This is a genomic window from Exiguobacterium sp. s70 (genome assembly GCF_018618315.1).
In the GTDB taxonomy this organism is placed as follows: Bacteria; Bacillota; Bacilli; order Exiguobacteriales; family Exiguobacteriaceae; genus Exiguobacterium; species Exiguobacterium chiriqhucha.
In genome coordinates, this window is the sequence record NZ_JACSLV010000004.1 from 184,845 (window position 1) to 205,362 (window position 20,518).

Consider the following 20,518-nt stretch of genomic DNA (forward strand, 5'->3'; position numbering starts at 1 on the left):
GATGATGGGCAAAACGAAATGCTCGTTTACAGATACCGCGTCTACAACACAAAAAAACACCGCGCTTGCGGTGTTTTTGGGGTAAACCGATTAGTTTAAGATTGTGATTTGGACTGATTTACGACCGAAGTTGAGCGCTTGCTCTTGTGTCGGCATCAAGATATCGATTTTGTTACCTTTGATGGCGCCACCAGTATCTCCAGCGATTGCTTCGCCGTAGCCTTCAACCCATACTTTAGAGCCGAGTGGGATGACTGAAGGGTCAACCGCGATGACTTTTTGGTTCGGGTTCGAGCGGACGTCGATTCCTGTTGCCGTGATTCCTGAGCATCCTGCACAGTATGGCGTGTAAGCCGTTGCTTCCACAGTCATCGTCTTACCTGAAGCCGGAGCTTGGGTTTGCGTTGTAGACGTAGACTGTTTCGTCACTGGTGCAGATGTTGATGCTTTTGGTTTAGCGGCTGGTGCACTGTTTGCAACCGATGCTGCGTTGGCACCTTTTACAGAGAATTGTTGACCAGGGAAAATAAGATCTGATTTAAGACCGTTCCATGTCATCAATTGGTTGACAGATACGCCGTTGTTTGTAGCGATGCGATACAACGTGTCGCCTGCTTTAACTGTATACGTTTTTGAAGCGCTTGAAGCTTTAGCTTCTGACTTCGCAAGCTTCAATACTTGGTTTGGATAAATCATATTAGAGTTTAAGCCGTTCGCTTGTTTGATATCATTTACAGATACGTTGTTGTTCACGGCGATACGGTAAAGTGTATCCCCAGACTGAACTGTGTGTGTTGATGCTGCCGAAGCTGGAGCAGCGACTCCTAAACTAAGGCCAGCGAGTGCCGTTAGTGTCAATAGTGGTTTTTTCATAAGAATATTCCTCCCTTTTCTAACGCCCCCTTACTGTAACACCTGTATATTTCACTGCCGTTACAGCCTGATATGAGAGTGATATCAGTTCAGTTACAGAAGCTTTCAAAGGGATGAGAGGAATCTGAATTTTTACAATCTAGATACAAATGGCTTTGTTGAGCCATTTTCGTCTATACTAAGGAGAAGAGAAAGGAGGTTTTAGTCTTTGGAACTATTACTGCTATATTACATTGTGACTAATTTACTAGCGTTTATGTCATTTTTCCTCGATAAACGCCGTGCGAAATCAGGGGAATGGCGAATTTCAGAACGAACGCTGCTCATTCTTGTCTGGATCGGTGGGGCATTCGGCGCCTATCTCGCGATGCGCCTCTTCCGTCATAAGACGTTGAAGCCGATGTTTCGGATCGGTGTCCCGATTGCCATCTTGGTGCACGCCGGTATCACGGGCTGGTTCATCTTCTGATGCCATTATATAGAAGGAACTTGTTCGCACTGTCCAACGGAGATGTCGTCGAAATGTCTGGATTGACGCTTGATAACGAGAAAACGAAGTCTCCACCCGGTGTGGAACCGAAATAAATGTTTGATTGTTGAGGTGAAGGGATGAAAGTCGAAGCAGACATGATTGATGTCCAGTCGTGGACCGAATGGACGATGGAGATCGGGTTCGCGACCAATGAGCAGTTTCAAATCTGGTTGGTCACCCAAGGTCAAGTCGAGGTCCGGATCAACGGTACCCGGTCAAGGCTTCGGACCGGGATGGCATTGATGCTCGACCGCGGACAGGTCACAAAAGTCGAGAGGACAGGAGACTCGTTTCACATGACGATGCTTCATGTCGACCCGTTCGACTTGATGACAGCGCCGCTCGCGGAGCAATACGTCACACCGTTCATCGAGAAGATTGGCCATCACATGCTGCATCCGGCTGAACCGGGTGACAAGGCCATCCTCGAGACGCTTCGTAAAGTAATCAGGAGTTTAAAGAAAGACTCGGCTTTCGCGTTGCTCGATGCGACACTGCAGCTTGTCGTCGTCTGGCGCTATTGGATTCAACGGCCGCCCGTGACGAGGCGGCATGGACAGGAGCGCATGCAACTCATGATTGCCTACATACACGACCATGACACGATGAAGCTGTCGCTTGAAGACATCGCTGCTGCCGGTGGATTGAGCCGGGCCGAATGTTGCCGTTACTTTTCGAAGTGGGGAGACACCTCACCGCTCGCCTATGTCCAAGACGTCCGCATGCAACGGGCCGCACGTCTGTTGTGTGCGACCGACATTCCGGTCGCTGAAGTGGCGAACCGTCTTGGCTACACGAGCGTGAGCCACTTCGTGCAGACGTTCAAAAAAGTACATAATCGCACCCCGCTCGCGTTCCGTAAACAGAAGACATAACAAAAGCCGACACGCGCGTGTCGGCTTTTCTCGTTAACGGGCGGTCCAACCGCCGTCTGCTTTCAAGACGTCGCCATTGACGAAACTCGAATCGTCGGAGGCGAGGAACAACGCGACCTTGGCGATCTGCTCCGGTTCACCCATCGGTGCCTCCCCTGCCCCTTGGATGGCCCGCATCCCGAGCTCGCTCGGCGCGGTGATGGTGGCGCCGATATTCGTATTGACCCCGCCCGGTGCGATGGCGTTGGCCCGAATCTTGTTGAACGTACCGTACGTGGCGGCAATGTTTTTCGTCAGGCCGATAAGTGTGTGCTTCGAGGCGACGTACGAGGCGCCGCCCCGTGTCCCGAACAGGCCACCGACCGAGGCGTTATTGATGATGACGCCGCCCGTTTCTTGCTTGTCCATGATGTTGATCGCGGCCCGGGCCAGTTTCATCGGTCCGGTCAAATTGACGGCGATGACGCGGTCCCACACCTCGTCGGTCACTTCGCCGACGGTCAAAAAGTTGTCCATGATGCCGGCATTGTTGACCAAGATGTCGAGCGAACCGAACGTGCTCTTCGCCGTCTCGACCATCTTGTCGATATCTTCCTGCTTTGTGACGTTCCCGGCGACGCCGACGGCTTCCCCACCGCTCGCTTTAATCTCTGACGCGACTGCTTCGACCGTATCCCCGTTCATGTCGACGGCGACGACGCGTGCCCCTTCCTCGGCAAACAGTTTGGCGATGGCCCGCCCCATCCCTGACCCGGCCCCGGTGACAATTGCCGTTCTACCTGATAATTTCACACCGCATTCCTCCTTGTTGAGACAACTCAAGAACGACAGAGAAAACGACAAGTGCAATTTACTCACGTGTCATTAGTCTTTACCCGGATTTGGAGGAAAACGTATCTCTGTTTGGAAGAATCTGCTTCTGTTAAAGTTGTCAGTCACGTACAATGAAAAGATACAGATATTGGGAGTTGAAAGGTGGGATTCGATTGCGTCATTATTATGCAGAAGTCATGGGAAACGGGTGTCCCGTTATATTTTTACCGGCTGGAGGATTCACCGGTGAAGAAGGCCGTTCGCTCGCCGAGGCGCTACGCGACGACTTCGAGGTTCATTTGTTAGATTTGCCAGGGTTCGGGAGAAGTGAAGGAATCGAGCAGATCGTGTCGTCCGAACAATTGGCGGATTGGGTCAACGACTATGTCGTCACACATCGACTCGGACCTGTACACGTGATGGCGCATTCGCTAGGAGGTACGGTCGGTCTCGCTTTCGCCATGCATTATCCCAAGCAAGTGGAGCGGCTCGTCTTGCTCGACCAAGGCCATAAGGCGTTCCCACGCGTTCCGCTGAGAGAGTATGGCGTGTTCGGCCTGGTCGTCCCGCTCCTGAGCGGACTTTATCGTCTGTTCGGACCTCGACTCGTCCGGAAAATCGAGACGAAAATCATTTCAGACAACGTGTCAGCTCCGATGCCAGAGGAACAGGTTAAGGCATTCTGCGCACAGACACGTCTCACTGAACGAGACGAGATTCGACGTGCATTGGACGCCCCGGCCAGGCTCGGGCAAGGCGGATTGAATCTGTTGTTCACCTTCTATCACCTTGACGTGCCGCAGCTCATGCGTTCACTTCAAGTCCCGACGTTGCTTATTTACGGCGATTTTGTCGGACTGGACGACAAAGAAGCCCGATTGACGAAGTCAGCCATGATGGACCTGCAACGGCATGAGCTGCCAATCACTTACATACGAATGACAGGCGGCCACTTCGTCCATTGGAACCCGGCGTTCCCGATTGAACAGGTACGACAATTTTTACAAGTCGAGAAAGTGAGCGGTCTGTCATGAAGCATCAGCAAAAAATTGTCCTTATTATTGTGTTCATGTTGTTGTTATCAGCCGGAGTGGCATGGGGAGTCGAGTCGACCAAACAGCCACAGTTGCCCGAAGGAGCGGAACCGATTCTCACCTACCCTGTTGATGACCGTAATATGAGTCTTCGCTTTTTCACGAACAGTTACACCGTCGAGGAATGGAGTGACGAGCCGGTTGCGCAAGGCATAGGTCTTGAACTTACTGTCGACAATCAGGTTCAGTCGGTTACATCTGAATCGCTGTCCGAGGCAGGTCTCACGTGGTCGACTTTCGGCCAATCGTGCGGAGATCCGTCAGCATGTTCCCCGTACGATATCCTTTACGGGATGAACCACGGCGAGACGACAAGAGTCGTCGTCGAGTTGAACGGGGAACGGTTCGAACCGGAACTGTTGAAGACGAAGGCCGGGAATGATGTCTGGTTCGTGCTCGTCGACCAAATCGAGTCGATTGAGTCGATCACCGGTTACGATGCTGCGGGAGACGTATCTTACCGCTTCAACAACTAAAAAAGAGACGGAGGACGGCTGTCCTCTCATCTCTTAGCGTTCACAAGCGATGCCGTCCTTATCACGGTCTTTTGATTTGTTCGCTTCGTATAACGAACTGTTGGCGTAGGGCTTGTACTTCGTCTTCCCACCTTTGTTTTTCGTCGTCTTCGTTTTGGCGACACCGCCCTTGTACGTCTTATTCAGTTCGGTGCAGTTCTTAAATTTTTTCGGTGCGGCGTCCGCGGTTTCTGACGGCGCGATGCTCAGCGTGAACAACGCGATGCCGGCGATGGTCGCACGAATTAGCTTCTTCATAGTTGTTTCCTCCTTGGTAACAAACGATATGCGTATTAATTCTTGTTTATTATAAGGGCAGTTATGATAAATACCCTGATTTTAAAAAAAGTTAAAGGAAGGTAACCATCTATGGACTTACTTATTCTAATGCAGGACCGGGCCCTCCCGTTACTGCTGCTCGCACTATTTCTCATTTTGAACGTGATGTTCGTCATCGGGATTTGGAAACGACGACGTCACTTCTCCAAAGCATTTCTCGTGTTCGCGAGCTCGCTTGCGTTTCTACTCATGACGTCATCGGTCATCCTTTTCATGTTCACGATGTTCATCGGCTACAACCAGTGACGTCTTCTATCCGATGATATCCGTATCGAAATCATCGAGTGCCCCTACGATGTTCGAAGTATGATGAATGCAGATAGGAGGGAATGCTGATGCTTGAATCACTGAACCGATTGATGGACCACATCGATCAACATTTAACAGAAGACATCACGAGTGAGGATATCACACGCATCGTCGGGGTATCCGACTATCATTTTCGACGCATGTTTTCCTACATGGCCGGGATGACGCTCAATGAATATATCCGAAATCGTCGGCTGTCAGAAGCGAACAAGGACTTGATTCATGGGAAATCGGTCACGGACGTGGCGTATACGTATGGATACCAATCCGTCGACGGGTTCTCGCGAGCGTTTCGAGACTGGTGTGGCTTTTTACCGTCTGAAGTGATCAAGAACAAGATTCAAAAATCATTCCCGAAATTCACATTCTTCATCGACATCAAAGGAGGAATCTCGATGGAATTCAAACTCGAACAAAAACCTTCATTCAACGTCGTCGGCGTGTCCAAACGCGTCACGATCCAGTTCGAAGGCGTGAATCATGACATCGTCGAGTTGGCGCAGTCAATCACGGCGCAACAGCGAAGCGAGATGCATCAATTGGCGGACCTTTATCCAAATCAAGTGCTCAACGTGTCGTACGACTTCGATGAAGGCTATTTGGACGAAACGGGTTCACTCACGCACATGATTGGCTTCGCGACGACGCAAGATAATCCGTACGAGGATCTTGAACAGATTACGATCGAGTCGAACCTGTGGGCCGTCTTCCCGAATGCCGGCCCGTTCCCGGAGACGCTCCAGGAGACGATGGCCAAGACGTATGCCGAATGGCTGCCGACGTCGAGCTACGAACTGGCAGACTTACCGAGTATCTCGTTCACGAAGCATGATGGCCCATCGGACAACGTCTATAGCGAAGTGTGGGTGGCGGTCAAACCGAAAACGACGTAAGCACAGAAAAATACCTCTTGAAGACAATTGTCTTCAAGAGGTATTTTCGTTTACTTCGAAGGCTCGTACGCGAGCGCTTCCCCGTTCGTCTCGATCACATGCTTATACCAATCGAACGAGTCTTTCTTCATCCGCTCCATCGAGCCGTTGCCTTCATTGTCACGGTCGACATAAATCATACCGTACCGTTTCTTCATCTCGCCCGTCGTGAACGAGACGATGTCGATGATGCCCCATGGCGTGTACCCGATCAAGTCGACGCCATCATAGACGACCGCTTGTTTCAGCTGCTCGATATGCGCCTTCAAGTAGTCGATGCGGGCCGCATCATGGATCTTCCCGTCGACGATCTCATCGACAGCACCGAATCCATTCTCAACGATGAAGAGCGGGATTTGATAGCGGTCATACAACCGATTGAGCACGTAGCGGAGACCGACCGGGTCGATCGACCAGCCCCAGTCGCTCGACTTGATGTACGGGTTCTCGACGCCGTTCGGCAGACCACCGTTGACGATGTCGCCGCTATTATCGGCGACGACGTCACTCTTCACGGTCGTCGACATATAGTAACTGAAACCGAGGTAATCGACGGTCCCATTCTTCAAAATCTCTTCGTCCCCATCGAGGAACGGGATTGAATAGCCTTCACGTTCAAATTCGTTCAAGGCGTAGCTCGGATAGACTCCGCGCACTTGCACGTCCGGGAAGAAGTAACGTTGACGCATCATTTCTTCGGCGAGCATGACATCGTCCGGGTTTGACGAGAACGGATAAATCGGAACGTGTGATACCATCGCCCCAATCTCGAAGTCTGGGTTGATGGCTTTCCCTTTCGAAACAGCGAGGGCGCTCGCGATCAACTCATGGTGCCCCGTCTGATACATCACTTCACGGGCGTTCTCCCCGTCTTCGACGATGACGCCTGAGTTCGTCCATAAGAAGAGCGGGTTGTTGACGTCCATCTTGTTGTTGATCTCGTTGAACGTCATCCAATATTTGACCTTGTCTTTATAGCGGTCGAAACACACCTCGGCGAAGCGGACGAAATGGTCGACGACGGCACGGTTGCGGAACCCGCCGTACTCACGTGCGAGATGAAGCGGCATCTCGAAGTGAGATAGTGTGATGATCGGCTCGATGTCGTGCTTTAACAGCTCGTCGAACAAGTCGTCATAAAATTGGAGTCCTGCCTCGTTCGGTTCCGCATCGTCCCCGTTCGGGAAGATCCGGCTCCAACCGATCGACGTGCGGAGACACTTCAAGCCCATCTCGGCAAAGAGCGCGACGTCCTCTTTATAACGGTGATAGAAGTCGATCGCCTCATGGTTCGGATAAAATTCGTCCGGCTCGACCTTGTCCGTGATGCGACGCGCGACGCCGTGAGCGCCGGCCGTCAACACGTCGACGACGCTCGGCCCTTTGCCGTCGGCGTCCCAGCCGCCTTCAAATTGATGCGCGGCGAGGGCGCCGCCCCATAGAAAGTCTTTTGGTAATGTCTTCATCGTAGTTCCTCCTTATTGATTAACAATCGTGAGCATTGGTGTCATCGTGTCTGTCTGATTACTTGCTTGGACGAGTACGTCAGCGTATGTCGCGCTGTTCGTCACGATGACAGGCGTGATACTTGAAATATTATGTGCAGCGATCATGTCACGGTCGAACGTCGTCAACACATCGCCCGCTTTAAAGCTATCCCCGTCTTTGACGTGTACGGTGAACGGTTTCCCATCGAGCGTCACCGTATCGAGACCGACGTGGATCAACAACTCGATTCCCGTGTTCGAACGGAGACCGATCGCATGTTTCGTCGGTGCGACCATGACGACCGTCCCGTCAAACGGTGCAATGACCTTATTCCCGTCTGGATCGACGGCATAACCTTTCCCCATCGCCCCGGAGGCGAATACATCGTCCGGAACATCGCTCAAGGCGATGACTTTTCCTGAGAGCGGTGAAGCAATCGTCTCTTCCTGGACGAGCGTCGCACTCGCTTCTGCCGTCGCAGGTGTTTCCGTCACTTCTGTCACTTGTTTGGCCGTGTCTTCTCCGAAACCGAAGATTTGAATCAAGACGACCGGAAGGATAATGGCGATCGCTGTCCCGATCAACAGTCCCCAAATCGAGGTCGGCACGTCTTCACTGATTCCGTTCACAAGGGTGAGCGGACCCGGGAGACCGGCGTAAGCGAAATAATACGGGTTGAAGAAACTGGCCACGATGGCTCCGACGGCCCCCGAGATACATCCAAAGATGAACGGTTTCTTGAAGCGGAGTGTCACCCCGTAGATGGCAGGCTCCGTGATTCCGAATAGTCCAGTAATCCCAGCCGAGACACCCACTTTTTTGATTTCTTGGCTCTTCGCTTTCAAGATGACACCGAGAACGGCGCCGACTTGGGCGATGACGGCAATCGTCTGATATGCCTGGAATGAGTCACGGCCATACAAGTCGAAGTTTGCGAGCACCATCGGCGTCACGCCCCAATGGACCCCGAAGATGACGATGACTTGCCAGAGACCACCGATAATTGCGCCAGCGAGCATCGGGGCGTTCTCCGCTAAGAAGTTGTAGCCGTTGGCAATCCCGACCGCACCCATCGTCGTGATTGGTCCGATGACGAGAATCGTGAGCGGCACCATGAGCACCAAACTGAAGAACGGTACGAACAAAGGACGAATGACCTCGTTCATGTGTCGGTTCAAGAACCGCTCGACGTAGGATAAGATCCAGACGAGGAAGAGCGGTGGTAATACCGATGACGTATACGTCGTACCTGACAAGGCGAGACCAAGGAAACTGATCGTCTCCCCTGACGTGATGCGAGCCGCCATCTCGGCCCATGTCGGACTGACCAACGCCGCACTGGCTGCGACAGAGATGAACGTGTTCGTCTTAAAGTGTTTCGATGCCGTGATGGCGATGAAAATCGGTAAGAACGTGAACGGTGCCCATGAGATGAAGCTGAACACTTCGTACGTCCCCGTCTCGGCGAAACCGTCGAACAACAATGTCGTGATGATGAGTACCCCTTGCAAAATCCCGGCTGCGGCCAAGATATAGATGAACGGTGCGAATACGGCGGACATCGTAGCGATGATGCGGTTCAGGACGGTCCCCTTGTTTCCGTCTTCGACCTCAGTCCCTTCGATTTGCACCAGTTTCGTGAACTCATCGAACACTTCCCCGACATGCTGCCCGATGACGACCTGGAACTGGCCACCCGTCTCGACGACCGTGATGACACCTGGCATCGCCATGACTTGTTCTTTCGCTTGCGGATTCGACCGCTTCAAGACGAGACGGAGTCGCGTCGCACAGCGGGCCGCATTGATGACGTTGTCTTCCCCTCCGACGGCCTCTAAAATATCCCGAGCCAGCTTTGAATAATCCCGAACTTTACTCAACTGAACACCCTCCTTTGATGTAACGCTTACATTTTGTACACTCTTACTATAATTGTACCGGTACAATTAATCAATAGCGATACAATAAATAGTTTGTGAACGTTTCGTAGACATGTGTGTGGTATAATGAAGGCAACATTTTCAAGTAGATGAGGGATGAGCGTGCTTAAATATCAACAAGTGGCAGCAGAGATTGAACAGTACATCAATCAACATGATTTGAAGCAAGGAGATAAACTACCCGTCCTTGAGCAGTTGATGAGCCAATATGCCGTCAGCAAGAGTACGATCACGAAAGCACTCGAATTGCTTGAGCGAAAAGGCGTCATCTTTCAATTACGGGGGAGCGGCATCTTCGTCCGGCGCCACAACCGTCCGGGCTATATGAGCTTGTTCTCGACACAAGGGTTCAAGAGTAACCTCGGTGACCGGGTGTTGACGTCGGACGTTCTCGACGTCTCGGTCACGAAACCGGACGCGATGGTCGCACAGAACCTTGGCATCGACGTGACAGATGACGTCTATCGCGTCAAGCGGGTCCGCTTCGTCGACGGCGAGGTGTTCTGTTACGAGGAGTCGTACTATGTGAAGGCGATCGTTCCGTATTTGAACCGAGAAATCGTCGCCGACTCGATCTTCGATTACGTACAAGGCGCACTCGGCGTCACCATTGGCTTTTCGGACATGTACATGCAGGTCGGGCGATTGACTGAGACGGAATCCGGCTATCTAGGTTTACAGACGGAGGACCCGACGCTCCGCATCGAGACGATTTTCCATCTTTCGAACGGGAAGCCGTTCGATTATTCACGCATCACGTATCATTACGAACACTCACAGTTCGTCGTCCAGGCGAACGGACCGTACATGTGAAAACACCGCTCTACGCGATTTGCGTGGAGCGGTGTTTTTGTATGGCTCAGACGAGCGGTTTTCGCTTTAAATCAATCACTGACGTTTACATTTCACTTTCTCCATCGCCTTCGGTAAAAAAGATAACCGAGCGGGAGCACCGCCAACAACGCGAGTCCTAGCATCCGATATGATGTTGGCTCTGTCGTCTGAACGTCACCTGAACCACCAGTAAGCGCATCCCCTGGTTGCGCTTCGGTGTTGGATTGTGTCTCGACCAAGCGTTTCTGATACATCTCGAGCGTGATCGTGTCTCCTTCGATGAACCGTTTCGCATCGGTCGTCAAGGCGGCCAACGTCTTTCCATCATAGTCAAACCAGGCATTCTCTCGCGCGGAATGGACCAATGTACCGGACACATCAGCTAAGGCAATGGCCAACTCGTCACCATACCCGAACGTGGAGAAGGCGAAGAGGCCCGGTTCTTGCTCGTACGTCCCGATAACATTTCTCGGCTCCCCATCTTGTAGGACGGCTGATACGTACTCCTTGCTCGAGACGAACGTACACATTTCGTCCGACGAATAACAGGATTGCGCGGCAATCATCACTTCATGGAGCGAACCGAACGAGATGGCGCGACTTTCCGTCAAGTGATAGTTACTCGGGTCGTCACCTTCGATATGGTCGAGGACGATCGACTCGAAATGTTTTTCAGCAAAACGCTCCGCGGATCGTTCAGTCGGCGCCGCAGCTGCGGACGTGGCAGCGAGCGCGAGGGTCAAGGCTAAAGCAAATGTTGTGAGGTGGCGGAACATGTTGTTTCTCCTTTCAACCGACAGACATCTGTTTGAGAAGTGACGCGTCAATCCGAATCAGTTCCGCATGGGGATGTTTTTGTCGGTCGATGATTTGGTCAAATCGTTTCGAGGCGACGAATCGATTGGATTCGTGAATCCACGCCAAACGCACGAGGGCGCGGCGCAGTTGCTTACGGCCGTCACTCATTCGCAGGTGATCAATCTGATTATCGGCATTGAGCCGATTGATGAACAGTTCGACTTTACAATCTTCCTTCACTAAATAGGATACCAAATAAGCGGCTTGTTGAATCAATTCCTCATAGCGCGCGTGAAGACCGTTTCCGAGCGGCCCGCTCAAGTCGAGCATGAGTGTAAAAGTATCGAGGTTTTGGCGTTGATACACTTTCGCCTGCATCTTCCCTGTCTTAGCTGTTGCGACCCAGTCGATTTGTTTGACCGGCTCTTGCTCATACCGTTTTGTGCTTTGAATCATCAACGGGTCGTTTAGCGGTGAATGCTTGACGAGTCGATGCCCCATCCGCAACATGCGTGAGTCGAACCTGTTCTGTCTCGAGACGGATGGGAGGATGATCCAGGACGGAAGCGTATGATCTGTGACGAAGATGGTGCCAAGTCCAAATGGGAGTCTGAACTGAAGTGTACATTCATCGATTTGGACGGGCCCGCGCCGTTTCGCGTGGATTGGAAACAAATAGGTCGATTCATCACGAAGTTGAATGACATGTACGCGCTGATCTTCGTCAAACGTCAAGCCGTGTCCCGTGACCAGGCGGACCGATGTCGGGATTCCGAGTTCTTTGAGACGCTCGACTCCTGTCACCTCCATTTTCAACGAGACGCAATCATTCATGAACAACAACTGTTCTTTTTGGTGGAACGATAGACGTGTCACCTCGACGATTTTCTTCGTCAACCACTTTCTTACGAGCATCAACCCTAAAATCGCGCCAGACAGATAAGCGAACGGCCAGACGTACGGAAACCAAACGAATAGGACGAGGATACTCGTGTAGGCCGGCCAAAGCTTTTCATCTAAGAGGGATGGTGTACTTACTTCGACCTGACGCATCTTCACACCTTCTCGACTGGGACGTCGACTCGCTCCAAGATGTCAGTGAGGACTTCCCGTTTCGTCGATTTCACGTCCCCTTCGAGCGTGAGTGTCAATCGGTGCGCTAACACATGCGTCGCGACGGCTTGAACATCTTCCGGCGTCACGAATTCTCGTTCCTGGATATAGGCGTAGGCTTGAGACGCCTTGACGAGGGCGAGCGTCGCCCGAGGACTGGCGCCGACTTCAACGAGCGGATGGTTTCGCGTCTCTTGGATGAGCGCGAGCAGGTAGGTCACGACGTCCTCGTGGATGCGGACATCTTCAACTTCTCGCTGTGCTGCTAAAAATGTCTCGGACGACATGAGAGCATGAACGACATGCCGCGTTTTTGAAATCGTCTGTAGAATCAACTGCAGCTCCTCCCCCGCTTCAGGGTAGCCGACTTGAAGGGACATCAAGAAGCGATCGAGTTGTGCGTCCGGCAAGGCGAACGTCCCTGCCGATTCGATCGGATTTTGTGTCGCGATGACGAAGAACGGTTGCGGCAGTTGATACGTGACTCCGCCAATCGAGACTTGCCGCTCCTCCATCGCCTCAAGCAAGGCGGATTGCGTTCGTGGCACGGCCCGGTTCACTTCGTCAATCAAGAGGATATTCGTGAAGATTGGACCCGTCCGATTTTCGAACGTCTGCGTTTGCACATTAAAGAAATCTGATCCGATGATGTCTGACGGTAGTAAATCGGCCGTGAACTGGATTCGTGTGAACTCGGCCTCGAAGCTCTTCGCGATGCTCTTGGCGAGCAGTGTCTTCCCGGTACCCGGTACGTCTTCTAACAAAATATGTCCGTTTGCGAGTAGCGCAGTGCAACAGAGGCGCGTGATTTCAGGTTTTCCGAGATAGATTCGGTCCAATTGTTCCAATACGCGTTTGATGGTCATGAGGTAGACTCCTTTTTAAAGCGAAGTAGGTAGGCATCAAGCTGTTGTTTAAACACTTCTTCACGTTGTGGTGTGATCTCGACTTTGTCATAACGGGTCTCTAAATAGCTCAGTAGTGAGGCATCGAGTTGGATGCGTCTCGCCCAGGCGGATAACGTCTCGAACGGTCGTCGTCGTTGTTGTGGTGGCAGCGCTTGTTCGAATTGAATCAGATGTTGCCGTAACGGAGAATCCGGCAGCGGATGGACGGGGCGTTTTTGTTCTTCGAACGTTCCGTCTGGATTTTGCTTTGGGTAAATCCTCTCGTCTGTCGGAACGGCTTCCCTCACTTTTTTCATCAAGCGATGCCTGCGCCACATCCATGCGCCAATCAACAGAAGGAGTGCGCTGAGGATGTACGGGAACAAGGAAAGGCGATCGGCTTCGTCATTGGATGGTTTCCCATATGACGGAGACAGGTCCTCCCGATTTCCTCTCGGTGAACCGCCTTCCTCATCCGATGGTCCAACAATGCTTCCACTTCCAGAAGACTTGGACGCAGAATCTTCGTCAGCACCACCTCCGCACCAACGATTGGTGTCAACCACTTCGATAATCCCAAACAACTTTCGCTTGTCGTGACAGTCCGTGACCCAGCTCGTGATGGGGCTCCCGGAAATGTCCAATCCTTTAAAGTATGTATATGCGACTTGACCTGAGAATGAAATGAGTGCGACAACCAGTAACGAAATCAAAACCGTGAATATAAAAAGAGCTTTGGCCTTTCTCATGCAACGATCCGTCTGTGAATCTGTTGATTCGACCGCATCCGATCTCACGGCTCCCTTCATTCATCGATTCCATTTAATCCTTTTTATGGAAAATTGATTTGGAAAGATTATAGCATATGGATTGATAGAATATTCAGTTTTTAAATAAAAAAATTGCCCGTTCATTGAACGAGCAACCAGACTTCCCCACTACGCATATAATCTTCATCTTGAATCAGCTCATGGAACCGATGAACCTCGATGTCTGCCGACAGGTTGAGCCTTTGTCGGAATACATGATCGTTAGGCAACCGCGTCCACACCTGCTCTGAAGTGTCCCGATCCATAAATGCTTTCAGTCTTGCGTCACTTTCAAACACGAGAAGTTCGGACTGCTAAAGCGAAGGTAGGTCGATCAAGACGACGACCCGGAACCGCTCCTCTTCTCGGAGACGTACGAGACGTGAAGAACACTCCACCATCGCTTCGATGATTGCTTTCTGAATTCGGCTGTTCTCCTCTACCGATAGTAAGAACGGTTGATCGATTGGGATTTTGTTATGCCAATACCCGTCGTGGAACGTCGTCGGGAACGAATGGGTCTGTTCGTCGACATACATGCGCAACCGTTTCAGTCTTCGTCTGACACCGCGTACTTTCGCTCGTCTTTTCAAGATGTTCTTCCTAATATGGCGTCGACTTGTTGCTGGTGGTGCCGGTCATGTTCGATGAACTCGGTGACGATATAGGCAAGCGTATACGGGACACTTTGATGCGGACAATGAGTCGCTCCGTTCGCCGTCGTCTGCGAAGTCAGCGTCTCTTGACGAAGTGACGTTAGCGCTTCTACGAGCGAACTCCGACTTGTTTTGGCTAATTGGAGCACGTTTTCTCCCGAGAGACGTTTTGCTTTTTGGGTCGCTCGCGCGTTAAACGAGTCGAACTCAGGGAAGATCATCCCTTCCCCGTTCTTGATGGCCGGGATGATGACGTTCAACAGATGGTTGTCCCAATGGGCGATGTGAAGTACGATCGTTTTGATTGACCATTTGTTGGTCGAAATCGAGTTCTCCCACGTCGTTTCATCCAATTCCGTTAGCGTGTTAAGCCATTTTGTATAGGATGCAAACTCGTCGATGACGTTTGAAGAGTTCGTCATGAAAGTGTCCTCCTTCGGTTATAAGCTAAGAAAATTGTATCATGTTCCGGCCGCTTAGCTCTGAGCTTCGTCAATCAAGGAATGCTTGGTGGGGGTGATTGAGCCTCACTTATGCATCCAAAGGGATAGACCTCTTCTTATTGGTTTGAGGAGTCATCCCGTCGATTGAAATTGAACCGTAAGTTACCGCCACGCTTTGTGGTGACGGGACCATAGAAAGAGGGAACGTATCCAACCAGTCCGCTGATGTCGGAAACGCATCAGGTGCCCAATCGAGCTCAAGTTCGTGCCCGGCAAGCGCGTACGAGATTGGCATGTGGCGATACACGTCAACGAGCAGTCGTTCGATTTTCTGTGTAAACACGGGTCTCGATGCAGGGGGTGAAACGACATCATTCCACTTTATATCGATGAGAATCCCGACATAGGTGTCCAGCTCTTGAAGGGACGCGGTCATCGTCATGTCCACGTCTCCAAAATAGTTGCTTTGTAAATGGATAGATCCGTAATGCCCGATCTGAGCAAAATCGGTATCTGTCGTTGTCGTCCAACTAGTGCCCGCCTCATTCTGACTGTATGTCACGTTTATGATTTCGCCACCGCTACTTAACAGTTCCGCACATACATTTTTAGCAAGTTCAGATAACAGATAATGGCTCGGATAAGCTATCCCGATGGAAATGAATCCGCCTGCTTGATCCATTCAAACACCCCCTTTGTTTCATCATCCAAAAAAGCGGCACCGTATACACGGTACCGCCCTATCTCATAGCCAGACTGGTAAAGAAAAGAAAACTAAGAACAATACGGTCAAGACACCGACGACCGGACTGAGCGACCGATAGCCCTTCTTGAACAAGACGATCATCGTGTAGGCGATGAATCCGAGCCCGATGCCATCGACGATGGAATACGTGAACGGAATCATGATGATGACGAGAATCGCCGGGAAGGCATGCTCCCAATTGTCGAGCGGGAGATGCTTCACGTTCTGGAACATCATCATGCCGATGATGACCAACACCGGCGCAATCGCCGTCACCGGAATGATCGCGAACAGCGGCAGCAACAAGAGCGAGACGACGTACAGGCCTGACGTCACGAACGAGGCGATGCCGCCCCGTGCGCCGACCGAGATGCCGGCCGCGACCTCGACCGTCGAGACGGTCGGGCTCGAGCCGAACATGGCACCGGCCATCGTCGACAACCCTTGGGCGACGAGCCCTTTCGGTGCGTCCGCATCCTTGCTGATGGCGCGCGTCTGATTCTGGATTAGGCTGATGTTCTCGATCAGCAAGACGAGCGTCAATACGCCGACGGCGACAAGGAAGATCGGTGACGCCGACTCGGCGAACGAGACGTTGCCGAACACGGTGCCGAACGACTCGAAGAACGGCATGAGCGCGAACTCACCGGTCCAGTCGAGCGTTCCCATGACGGCGCTCAAGCCGACCCCGAACGCGATCGTCCATAGGAAACTGCTCGGCCCCATCTTCAAGAAGAGAAGGATGGCGACGAAGAGCGACAGGAACGCGACCTGCACCGGCCGTTCCCCGAGGTCTCCGATATGAAGCAGTGCCCCACCACCGCCCGAGACGATCCCCGCCGCCTCGAGTCCGATCAAGATGAGGAACAGGCCGAGTCCGACCGTCAATCCGTCATGAATAATCGGTGGGAATGCGTTCGCGAGTTTCCTCGCCACCTTCGTCACCGTCAACAGGACGACGAGCGCCCCTGAGACGAACGAGACAGCGAGCGCGCCTTGCCAGCTCAGCCCCATCTGCAGGACGAGCGTGTACGTGAACAACGCGTTGATGCCCATCCCTGGTAACAGGAGCAGCGGCAAGTTGAACAGTCCTGCGATGAACGTTCCGATGATGCTTGTCAAAATTGCTCCGACGAGCGCTCCCTCGAACGGGAGTCCGGCTTGTGTCAAGATTGCCGCGTGAACGGCCGGGATGTATGCTGTCGCCAGAAAGTTCAGCACGCCCCCGTATGTTTCTGTTTTCCATTCTGTTTGTTTTGCCATAGGAATCAATCCTTTATTGGCACCCTCACCCACCCATGTGGTTATACACACGAGGTAAATTATATCCTGTCTGACCTCTGACATGCAAGACAATCTTGGTTCAAATCCATCTTTGGACCCAGTCATGAGACCCATTCAGACGAAAGGTTCATTTTATAAAACAAGAACAAACGTTCCTGTTTTTAGCATCTTTTTTGACAAGAATCTGCTATAATGAAGAGGCAGGTTAACGCAGCAATAGTGGGGTCAGCCGCCAAGTCCACAATGGAGGAAGGCGGTGGTGCGGATGGAACAACTATGGACCTGGGTCGGCGATTATGTGATCGTCCCGATCCTCGCTCCGATTATCGTTCACTTGGTATTACACCAAACATCCGATCGTGCAACGTCTGAACGCACAAAAAAATGACCCCCTCGGCGCAATGAGATGGGTCACTTTCTGATTCACTAACCATTGTGGCGGCTGGGACCACTCTTAAAGTGGTAGCCTGTAAGCCAGAGGCCGGTGTGTCCAGCACCGGTCTCTTTCTACTTGCATCATACCATACTTGTTCCCATTTTTCAGCAACAGAAACGCGAAAACGGTGAAGTTGACGTGACGAATGATCGCAAGACGCCCGGCATCGATCCGAGACCAAGCTTCTTGATTGATTGTTCAACAGTTCGAGGCAAAGCGCTTTGCCTTTTTTAGATTTCATTTATGACTCCTTTAAGAATTCTTTAAATCTGCCATCTACACTGAAGACAGTTCAAATTCTTAGGAGGTTTATTCCCATGTATAATCAGAATTATTCAGTTATGTTCACAATCGAATCAGGGGTCGTTCTCATCCCACTCGCCATCCTCGGTCTCATCACGTTACTCATCTGGTCATTTCGCAAGCAACATGTAAAAGCTGCTCAAACTATTTTGCTTCTATCATTCGGGATATACTTATTAGGTGTCCTTCACTTTGTGTTCTTCCCGATTGACGTCAATTTAGGAAAATATGCGAACCAAGTCCCATGGTGGAGAACAATCAATTTCATTCCGATTTTGACCATCGACTTGTATTCATTTGTACTGAATATCGTGATGTTCCTCCCGTTCGGCTGTTATCTTCCATTTTTGAAACCGTCGATCACGAAAAAAGAAGTACTTAAATTAGGATTTCAGTTTAGTCTGATCCTTGAACTGATTCAATTATTGGTGCGCACGACACTAGGCAGTGGACGAAGCACGGATGTGAATGATTTATTGGCAAATGCGTTCGGGGCGCTCTTAGGGTTCTTACTCGTTCGCTTCGTCGTCCAATACGCCCCGTTCCGACGTTTGTATCAGAATTTCCAACTTTAATTCGCGAGGGAGTTTCAAGCATGACAAAAATCTTGTTAGTGGATGATGATGTCCAAATCGCAGAACTGATTGATGTGTATGTAAAAAATGACGGGTATCACACGACGATGGCAACCGACGGGGAAATGGCGCTTGACTTGTTCAACCAAGAATCGTTTGACTTAATCATTTTAGATTGGATGATGCCTCGGATGGATGGGCTTGAATTTTGTAAGCGGGTGCGCCAGACGAGCCAAATTCCGATCTTAATGGTCAGTGCCAAAGTGGGTGATATGGATAAGATATTGGGATTGACGACGGGAGTCGATGACTACATCATCAAACCATTCAATCCGCTCGAGTTGATGGCACGTATTAAAGCATTGCTGCGCCGTTCAAACTATAACCGACCAAGCGAGTCCTCAAGTGTGCAAGCTGGTCCCTTTCTGATCGATCGAGCCAGTCACACTGTCACGATGCAAGATCAGACGATTCGATTGACGGCACGTGAATTTGAGATTTTGTATTTACTGGCGAAACATAAAGGCCGGGTGTACAGCTCTGAAGAGATATTTGAGACGGTCTGGCAAGAGCATGGCGTCGGGTCGAATCAGACGGTGATGGTTCATATCAGTAACATCCGCGAGAAATTACATGCTGTCGTGCCACATGAGGTCATCATTCATACGGTGTGGGGAGTGGGATATAAAATTGAGACATAATATATGGCGCGTCATAACGTTCATCCCGATATGGAAACGTCTGCTGTATGTAGTGATTGCTTTCGGGGTCGCCACATTGAGCGGTGTGTTGTTACTGCCTGCCGTCTGGTACTTTGAAGAGTCATCACGATTTGTGGAGAGTCTGATCATCGTGTTGTCGTATTTCCGGGAAGGTGTCATCGTCATGTTTTACAGTCTGGTGGTCATCGTTTGTCTCGTGTTGATTTATCAATATGAGCGCAAACGATATTTACAGTTTCACATTGAGCGGATGACGTCACTTGTCGAAGAACTCCATGCCGACCGCGATTCGGTTGAACGATCTGTTCCACCAGAGCTAGACCGGTTGATGGCAACCGTTCGCGCCATCTCGGACAGTGCGGCAAAAGCGGAGCAAGAAGTGCTTCAAGCGGATCGTTTGAAACATGAGCTCGTGACGAACGTCGCCCACGACTTGCGCTCCCCGCTCACGTCGATCACGGGTTATCTTGACTTGATTCACAGCGACCGCTATCGGGACGAGGTGGAATTGCGACATTACATCCACGTCATCCATGAGAACGCGACCCATCTGAAAGGCTTGATTAACGATATCTTTGACTATACGTTTCTACAAAACGATCGGATCGCCCTCCAGACAAGCGAGGTCCGTCTCGATGAATTGCTCAATCAGCTCATCATGCAGTCGACGTTACGTCTCTCGGAAGTTGGAATGGAAGCTCGATTCAGCTCCTCAGCCGAACGTCCCATCGTGGAAGGGGATGCGTTAAAGCTCGTCCGTGTGTTTGAGAATATACTTGAGAATGCGATTCGTTACGGGCGTGACGGAACGTATATCGATATGTTCATCGACGATACGGATGAAGCGGTTCTTATCAACATGACGAACTACGGCGAGGAGGCCATCCCCTCCCGTGACATCCCTTACGTGTTTGAGCGATTTTTTAGAGTGGAACAGTCACGCGCGCATTACACCGGCGGATCAGGTCTCGGTCTTGCCATCGCCAAGTCCATCATCGATTTACACGAGGGCGAGATTCACGTGACGAGCCAACCAAGAGAAACGACGTTCACAATCATTCTCCCAAAAGTCTCTCCAAATGCTGTTCATGAGAAAGCATGGCCCGTGTGACCTACACGCGCCATGCTTTTTTCGTGCTCACACAAAAGATGATCAACTTCAAGCTCATGTTCGTGCGATTGCATTAAGAGGATTATCGACGA

General features: G+C 51.2%; 22 protein-coding genes and 1 pseudogene. 10 read left to right on the forward strand and 13 right to left on the reverse strand.

Features of this window, described 5'->3' with window-relative positions; genetic code table 11:
• Positions 1 to 90 precede the first annotated feature (90 nt).
• Positions 91 to 873 (reverse strand): LysM peptidoglycan-binding and 3D domain-containing protein, encoded by a 783-nt coding sequence (locus KNP84_RS11170; RefSeq protein WP_215114811.1) that lies wholly within the window; start codon positions 871 to 873, stop codon positions 91 to 93.
• Positions 874 to 1,081: 208 nt separating this feature from the next.
• Here KNP84_RS11170 and KNP84_RS11175 point away from each other — a divergent pair, with 208 nt between their 5' ends.
• Together KNP84_RS11175 and KNP84_RS11180 are read left to right on the forward strand one after the other, a co-directional pair.
• The gene (locus KNP84_RS11175) at positions 1,082 to 1,342 is read left to right on the forward strand and encodes a DUF1294 domain-containing protein (RefSeq protein ID WP_021067450.1); all 261 of its coding nucleotides are present in this window, start codon (positions 1,082 to 1,084) and stop codon (positions 1,340 to 1,342) included.
• 140 nt (positions 1,343 to 1,482) lie between these two features.
• A complete protein-coding gene (locus tag KNP84_RS11180; RefSeq protein WP_215114812.1) occupies positions 1,483 to 2,280 on the forward strand; it encodes an AraC family transcriptional regulator in 798 nt (265 codons plus the stop codon).
• A 33-nt stretch (positions 2,281 to 2,313) separates the two neighbouring features.
• On the opposite strand, the gene KNP84_RS11185 is transcribed toward KNP84_RS11180, so the two are convergent.
• A complete protein-coding gene (locus tag KNP84_RS11185; protein WP_215114813.1) occupies positions 2,314 to 3,072 on the reverse strand; it encodes a glucose 1-dehydrogenase in 759 nt (252 codons plus the stop codon).
• A gap of 194 nt (positions 3,073 to 3,266) precedes the next feature.
• On the opposite strand from KNP84_RS11185, the gene KNP84_RS11190 reads away from it, so the two are divergent.
• On the forward strand, positions 3,267 to 4,127 hold the full coding sequence (locus KNP84_RS11190) for an alpha/beta fold hydrolase (RefSeq protein ID WP_215114814.1): 861 nt from the start codon (positions 3,267 to 3,269) through the stop codon (positions 4,125 to 4,127).
• A gap of 35 nt (positions 4,128 to 4,162) precedes the next feature.
• Entirely contained in the window at positions 4,163 to 4,663 is a 501-nt protein-coding gene (locus tag KNP84_RS11195) for a hypothetical protein (RefSeq protein ID WP_215114815.1), read from the forward strand.
• A 33-nt stretch (positions 4,664 to 4,696) separates the two neighbouring features.
• Here the strand turns inward: KNP84_RS11195 and KNP84_RS11200 are convergent, their stop codons facing one another.
• Positions 4,697 to 4,960 carry an excalibur calcium-binding domain-containing protein gene (locus KNP84_RS11200; protein ID WP_215114816.1) on the reverse strand — a complete coding sequence of 88 codons (264 nt, stop codon included), beginning with the start codon at positions 4,958 to 4,960 and terminating at the stop codon, positions 4,697 to 4,699.
• A gap of 111 nt (positions 4,961 to 5,071) precedes the next feature.
• On the opposite strand from KNP84_RS11200, the gene KNP84_RS11205 reads away from it, so the two are divergent.
• Positions 5,072 to 5,287 (forward strand): hypothetical protein, encoded by a 216-nt coding sequence (locus KNP84_RS11205; RefSeq protein ID WP_215114817.1) that lies wholly within the window; start codon positions 5,072 to 5,074, stop codon positions 5,285 to 5,287.
• An 89-nt stretch (positions 5,288 to 5,376) separates the two neighbouring features.
• On the forward strand, positions 5,377 to 6,243 hold the full coding sequence (locus KNP84_RS11210; RefSeq protein ID WP_215114818.1) for an AraC family transcriptional regulator: 867 nt from the start codon (positions 5,377 to 5,379) through the stop codon (positions 6,241 to 6,243).
• Positions 6,244 to 6,293: 50 nt separating this feature from the next.
• Here KNP84_RS11210 and bglA read toward each other — a convergent pair whose 3' ends face one another.
• Together bglA and KNP84_RS11220 are read right to left on the reverse strand one after the other, a co-directional pair.
• Complete coding sequence (bglA, locus tag KNP84_RS11215; protein WP_214756609.1) at positions 6,294 to 7,748, reverse strand: 6-phospho-beta-glucosidase; 1,455 nt, start codon at positions 7,746 to 7,748, stop codon at positions 6,294 to 6,296.
• Between the two features lie 12 nt (positions 7,749 to 7,760).
• The gene (locus tag KNP84_RS11220) at positions 7,761 to 9,650 is read right to left on the reverse strand and encodes a beta-glucoside-specific PTS transporter subunit IIABC (protein ID WP_215114819.1); all 1,890 of its coding nucleotides are present in this window, start codon (positions 9,648 to 9,650) and stop codon (positions 7,761 to 7,763) included.
• A gap of 162 nt (positions 9,651 to 9,812) precedes the next feature.
• On the opposite strand from KNP84_RS11220, the gene KNP84_RS11225 reads away from it, so the two are divergent.
• Positions 9,813 to 10,523, forward strand: a complete 711-nt coding sequence (locus KNP84_RS11225) for a GntR family transcriptional regulator (protein ID WP_215114820.1) — start codon at positions 9,813 to 9,815, stop codon at positions 10,521 to 10,523.
• A gap of 92 nt (positions 10,524 to 10,615) precedes the next feature.
• Here KNP84_RS11225 and KNP84_RS11230 read toward each other — a convergent pair whose 3' ends face one another.
• The 8 genes and pseudogenes from KNP84_RS11230 to KNP84_RS11270 all read right to left on the reverse strand — a co-directional run bounded on the left by KNP84_RS11230 (position 10,616) and on the right by KNP84_RS11270 (position 17,258).
• Positions 10,616 to 11,320 (reverse strand): hypothetical protein, encoded by a 705-nt coding sequence (locus KNP84_RS11230; RefSeq protein ID WP_215114821.1) that lies wholly within the window; start codon positions 11,318 to 11,320, stop codon positions 10,616 to 10,618.
• A 13-nt stretch (positions 11,321 to 11,333) separates the two neighbouring features.
• Positions 11,334 to 12,395, reverse strand: coding sequence for a DUF58 domain-containing protein (locus KNP84_RS11235; RefSeq protein ID WP_251131221.1), 1,062 nt, complete (start codon positions 12,393 to 12,395; stop codon positions 11,334 to 11,336).
• A gap of 2 nt (positions 12,396 to 12,397) precedes the next feature.
• Complete coding sequence (locus KNP84_RS11240) at positions 12,398 to 13,321, reverse strand: AAA family ATPase (RefSeq protein ID WP_214837925.1); 924 nt, start codon at positions 13,319 to 13,321, stop codon at positions 12,398 to 12,400.
• Positions 13,318 to 14,055, reverse strand: coding sequence for a hypothetical protein (locus tag KNP84_RS11245; RefSeq protein ID WP_251131222.1), 738 nt, complete (start codon positions 14,053 to 14,055; stop codon positions 13,318 to 13,320). The genes KNP84_RS11240 and KNP84_RS11245 overlap by 4 nt, the downstream gene beginning before the upstream one ends.
• 197 nt (positions 14,056 to 14,252) lie before the next feature.
• Positions 14,253 to 14,690, reverse strand: a pseudogene (locus KNP84_RS15260) (DUF3916 domain-containing protein).
• A 50-nt stretch (positions 14,691 to 14,740) separates the two neighbouring features.
• Positions 14,741 to 15,229 carry a DinB family protein gene (locus KNP84_RS11260; RefSeq protein WP_214799945.1) on the reverse strand — a complete coding sequence of 163 codons (489 nt, stop codon included), beginning with the start codon at positions 15,227 to 15,229 and terminating at the stop codon, positions 14,741 to 14,743.
• 109 nt (positions 15,230 to 15,338) lie between these two features.
• A complete protein-coding gene (locus KNP84_RS11265) occupies positions 15,339 to 15,932 on the reverse strand; it encodes an Imm64 family immunity protein (protein WP_214799946.1) in 594 nt (197 codons plus the stop codon).
• A gap of 63 nt (positions 15,933 to 15,995) precedes the next feature.
• The gene (locus KNP84_RS11270; RefSeq protein WP_214802586.1) at positions 15,996 to 17,258 is read right to left on the reverse strand and encodes an NCS2 family permease; all 1,263 of its coding nucleotides are present in this window, start codon (positions 17,256 to 17,258) and stop codon (positions 15,996 to 15,998) included.
• Positions 17,259 to 18,032: 774 nt separating this feature from the next.
• Here KNP84_RS11270 and KNP84_RS11275 point away from each other — a divergent pair.
• From KNP84_RS11275 to KNP84_RS11285, 3 genes are read left to right on the forward strand one after another with little or no spacing between them, the layout of a single operon-like run.
• Positions 18,033 to 18,593, forward strand: coding sequence for a VanZ family protein (locus KNP84_RS11275; RefSeq protein WP_214802589.1), 561 nt, complete (start codon positions 18,033 to 18,035; stop codon positions 18,591 to 18,593).
• A gap of 20 nt (positions 18,594 to 18,613) precedes the next feature.
• Positions 18,614 to 19,294 carry a response regulator transcription factor gene (locus tag KNP84_RS11280; protein ID WP_214802591.1) on the forward strand — a complete coding sequence of 227 codons (681 nt, stop codon included), beginning with the start codon at positions 18,614 to 18,616 and terminating at the stop codon, positions 19,292 to 19,294.
• Positions 19,295 to 19,346: 52 nt separating this feature from the next.
• Entirely contained in the window at positions 19,347 to 20,426 is a 1,080-nt protein-coding gene (locus KNP84_RS11285) for a sensor histidine kinase (protein WP_353049108.1), read from the forward strand.
• Positions 20,427 to 20,518 lie beyond the last annotated feature (92 nt).

Bases quoted from the DNA above. Each gene is read 5' to 3' on its own strand.
- KNP84_RS11170 (WP_215114811.1), bottom strand. From the start codon at position 873: ATGAAAAAACCACTATTGACACTAACGGCACTCGCTGGCCTTAGTTTA.
- KNP84_RS11275 (WP_214802589.1), top strand. From the start codon at position 18,033: ATGTATAATCAGAATTATTCAGTTATGTTCACAATCGAATCAGGGGTC.
- KNP84_RS11235 (WP_251131221.1), bottom strand. From the start codon at position 12,395: ATGCGTCAGGTCGAAGTAAGTACACCATCCCTCTTAGATGAAAAGCTT.
- KNP84_RS11205 (WP_215114817.1), top strand. From the start codon at position 5,072: ATGGACTTACTTATTCTAATGCAGGACCGGGCCCTCCCGTTACTGCTG.
- KNP84_RS11270 (WP_214802586.1), bottom strand. From the start codon at position 17,258: ATGGCAAAACAAACAGAATGGAAAACAGAAACATACGGGGGCGTGCTG.
- KNP84_RS11265 (WP_214799946.1), bottom strand. From the start codon at position 15,932: ATGGATCAAGCAGGCGGATTCATTTCCATCGGGATAGCTTATCCGAGC.
- KNP84_RS11280 (WP_214802591.1), top strand. From the start codon at position 18,614: ATGACAAAAATCTTGTTAGTGGATGATGATGTCCAAATCGCAGAACTG.
- KNP84_RS11240 (WP_214837925.1), bottom strand. From the start codon at position 13,321: ATGACCATCAAACGCGTATTGGAACAATTGGACCGAATCTATCTCGGA.
- KNP84_RS11260 (WP_214799945.1), bottom strand. From the start codon at position 15,229: ATGACGAACTCTTCAAACGTCATCGACGAGTTTGCATCCTATACAAAA.
- KNP84_RS11195 (WP_215114815.1), top strand. From the start codon at position 4,163: ATGTTGTTGTTATCAGCCGGAGTGGCATGGGGAGTCGAGTCGACCAAA.
- KNP84_RS11230 (WP_215114821.1), bottom strand. From the start codon at position 11,320: ATGTTCCGCCACCTCACAACATTTGCTTTAGCCTTGACCCTCGCGCTC.
- KNP84_RS11200 (WP_215114816.1), bottom strand. From the start codon at position 4,960: ATGAAGAAGCTAATTCGTGCGACCATCGCCGGCATCGCGTTGTTCACG.
- bglA (WP_214756609.1), bottom strand. From the start codon at position 7,748: ATGAAGACATTACCAAAAGACTTTCTATGGGGCGGCGCCCTCGCCGCG.
- KNP84_RS11180 (WP_215114812.1), top strand. From the start codon at position 1,483: ATGAAAGTCGAAGCAGACATGATTGATGTCCAGTCGTGGACCGAATGG.
- KNP84_RS11210 (WP_215114818.1), top strand. From the start codon at position 5,377: ATGCTTGAATCACTGAACCGATTGATGGACCACATCGATCAACATTTA.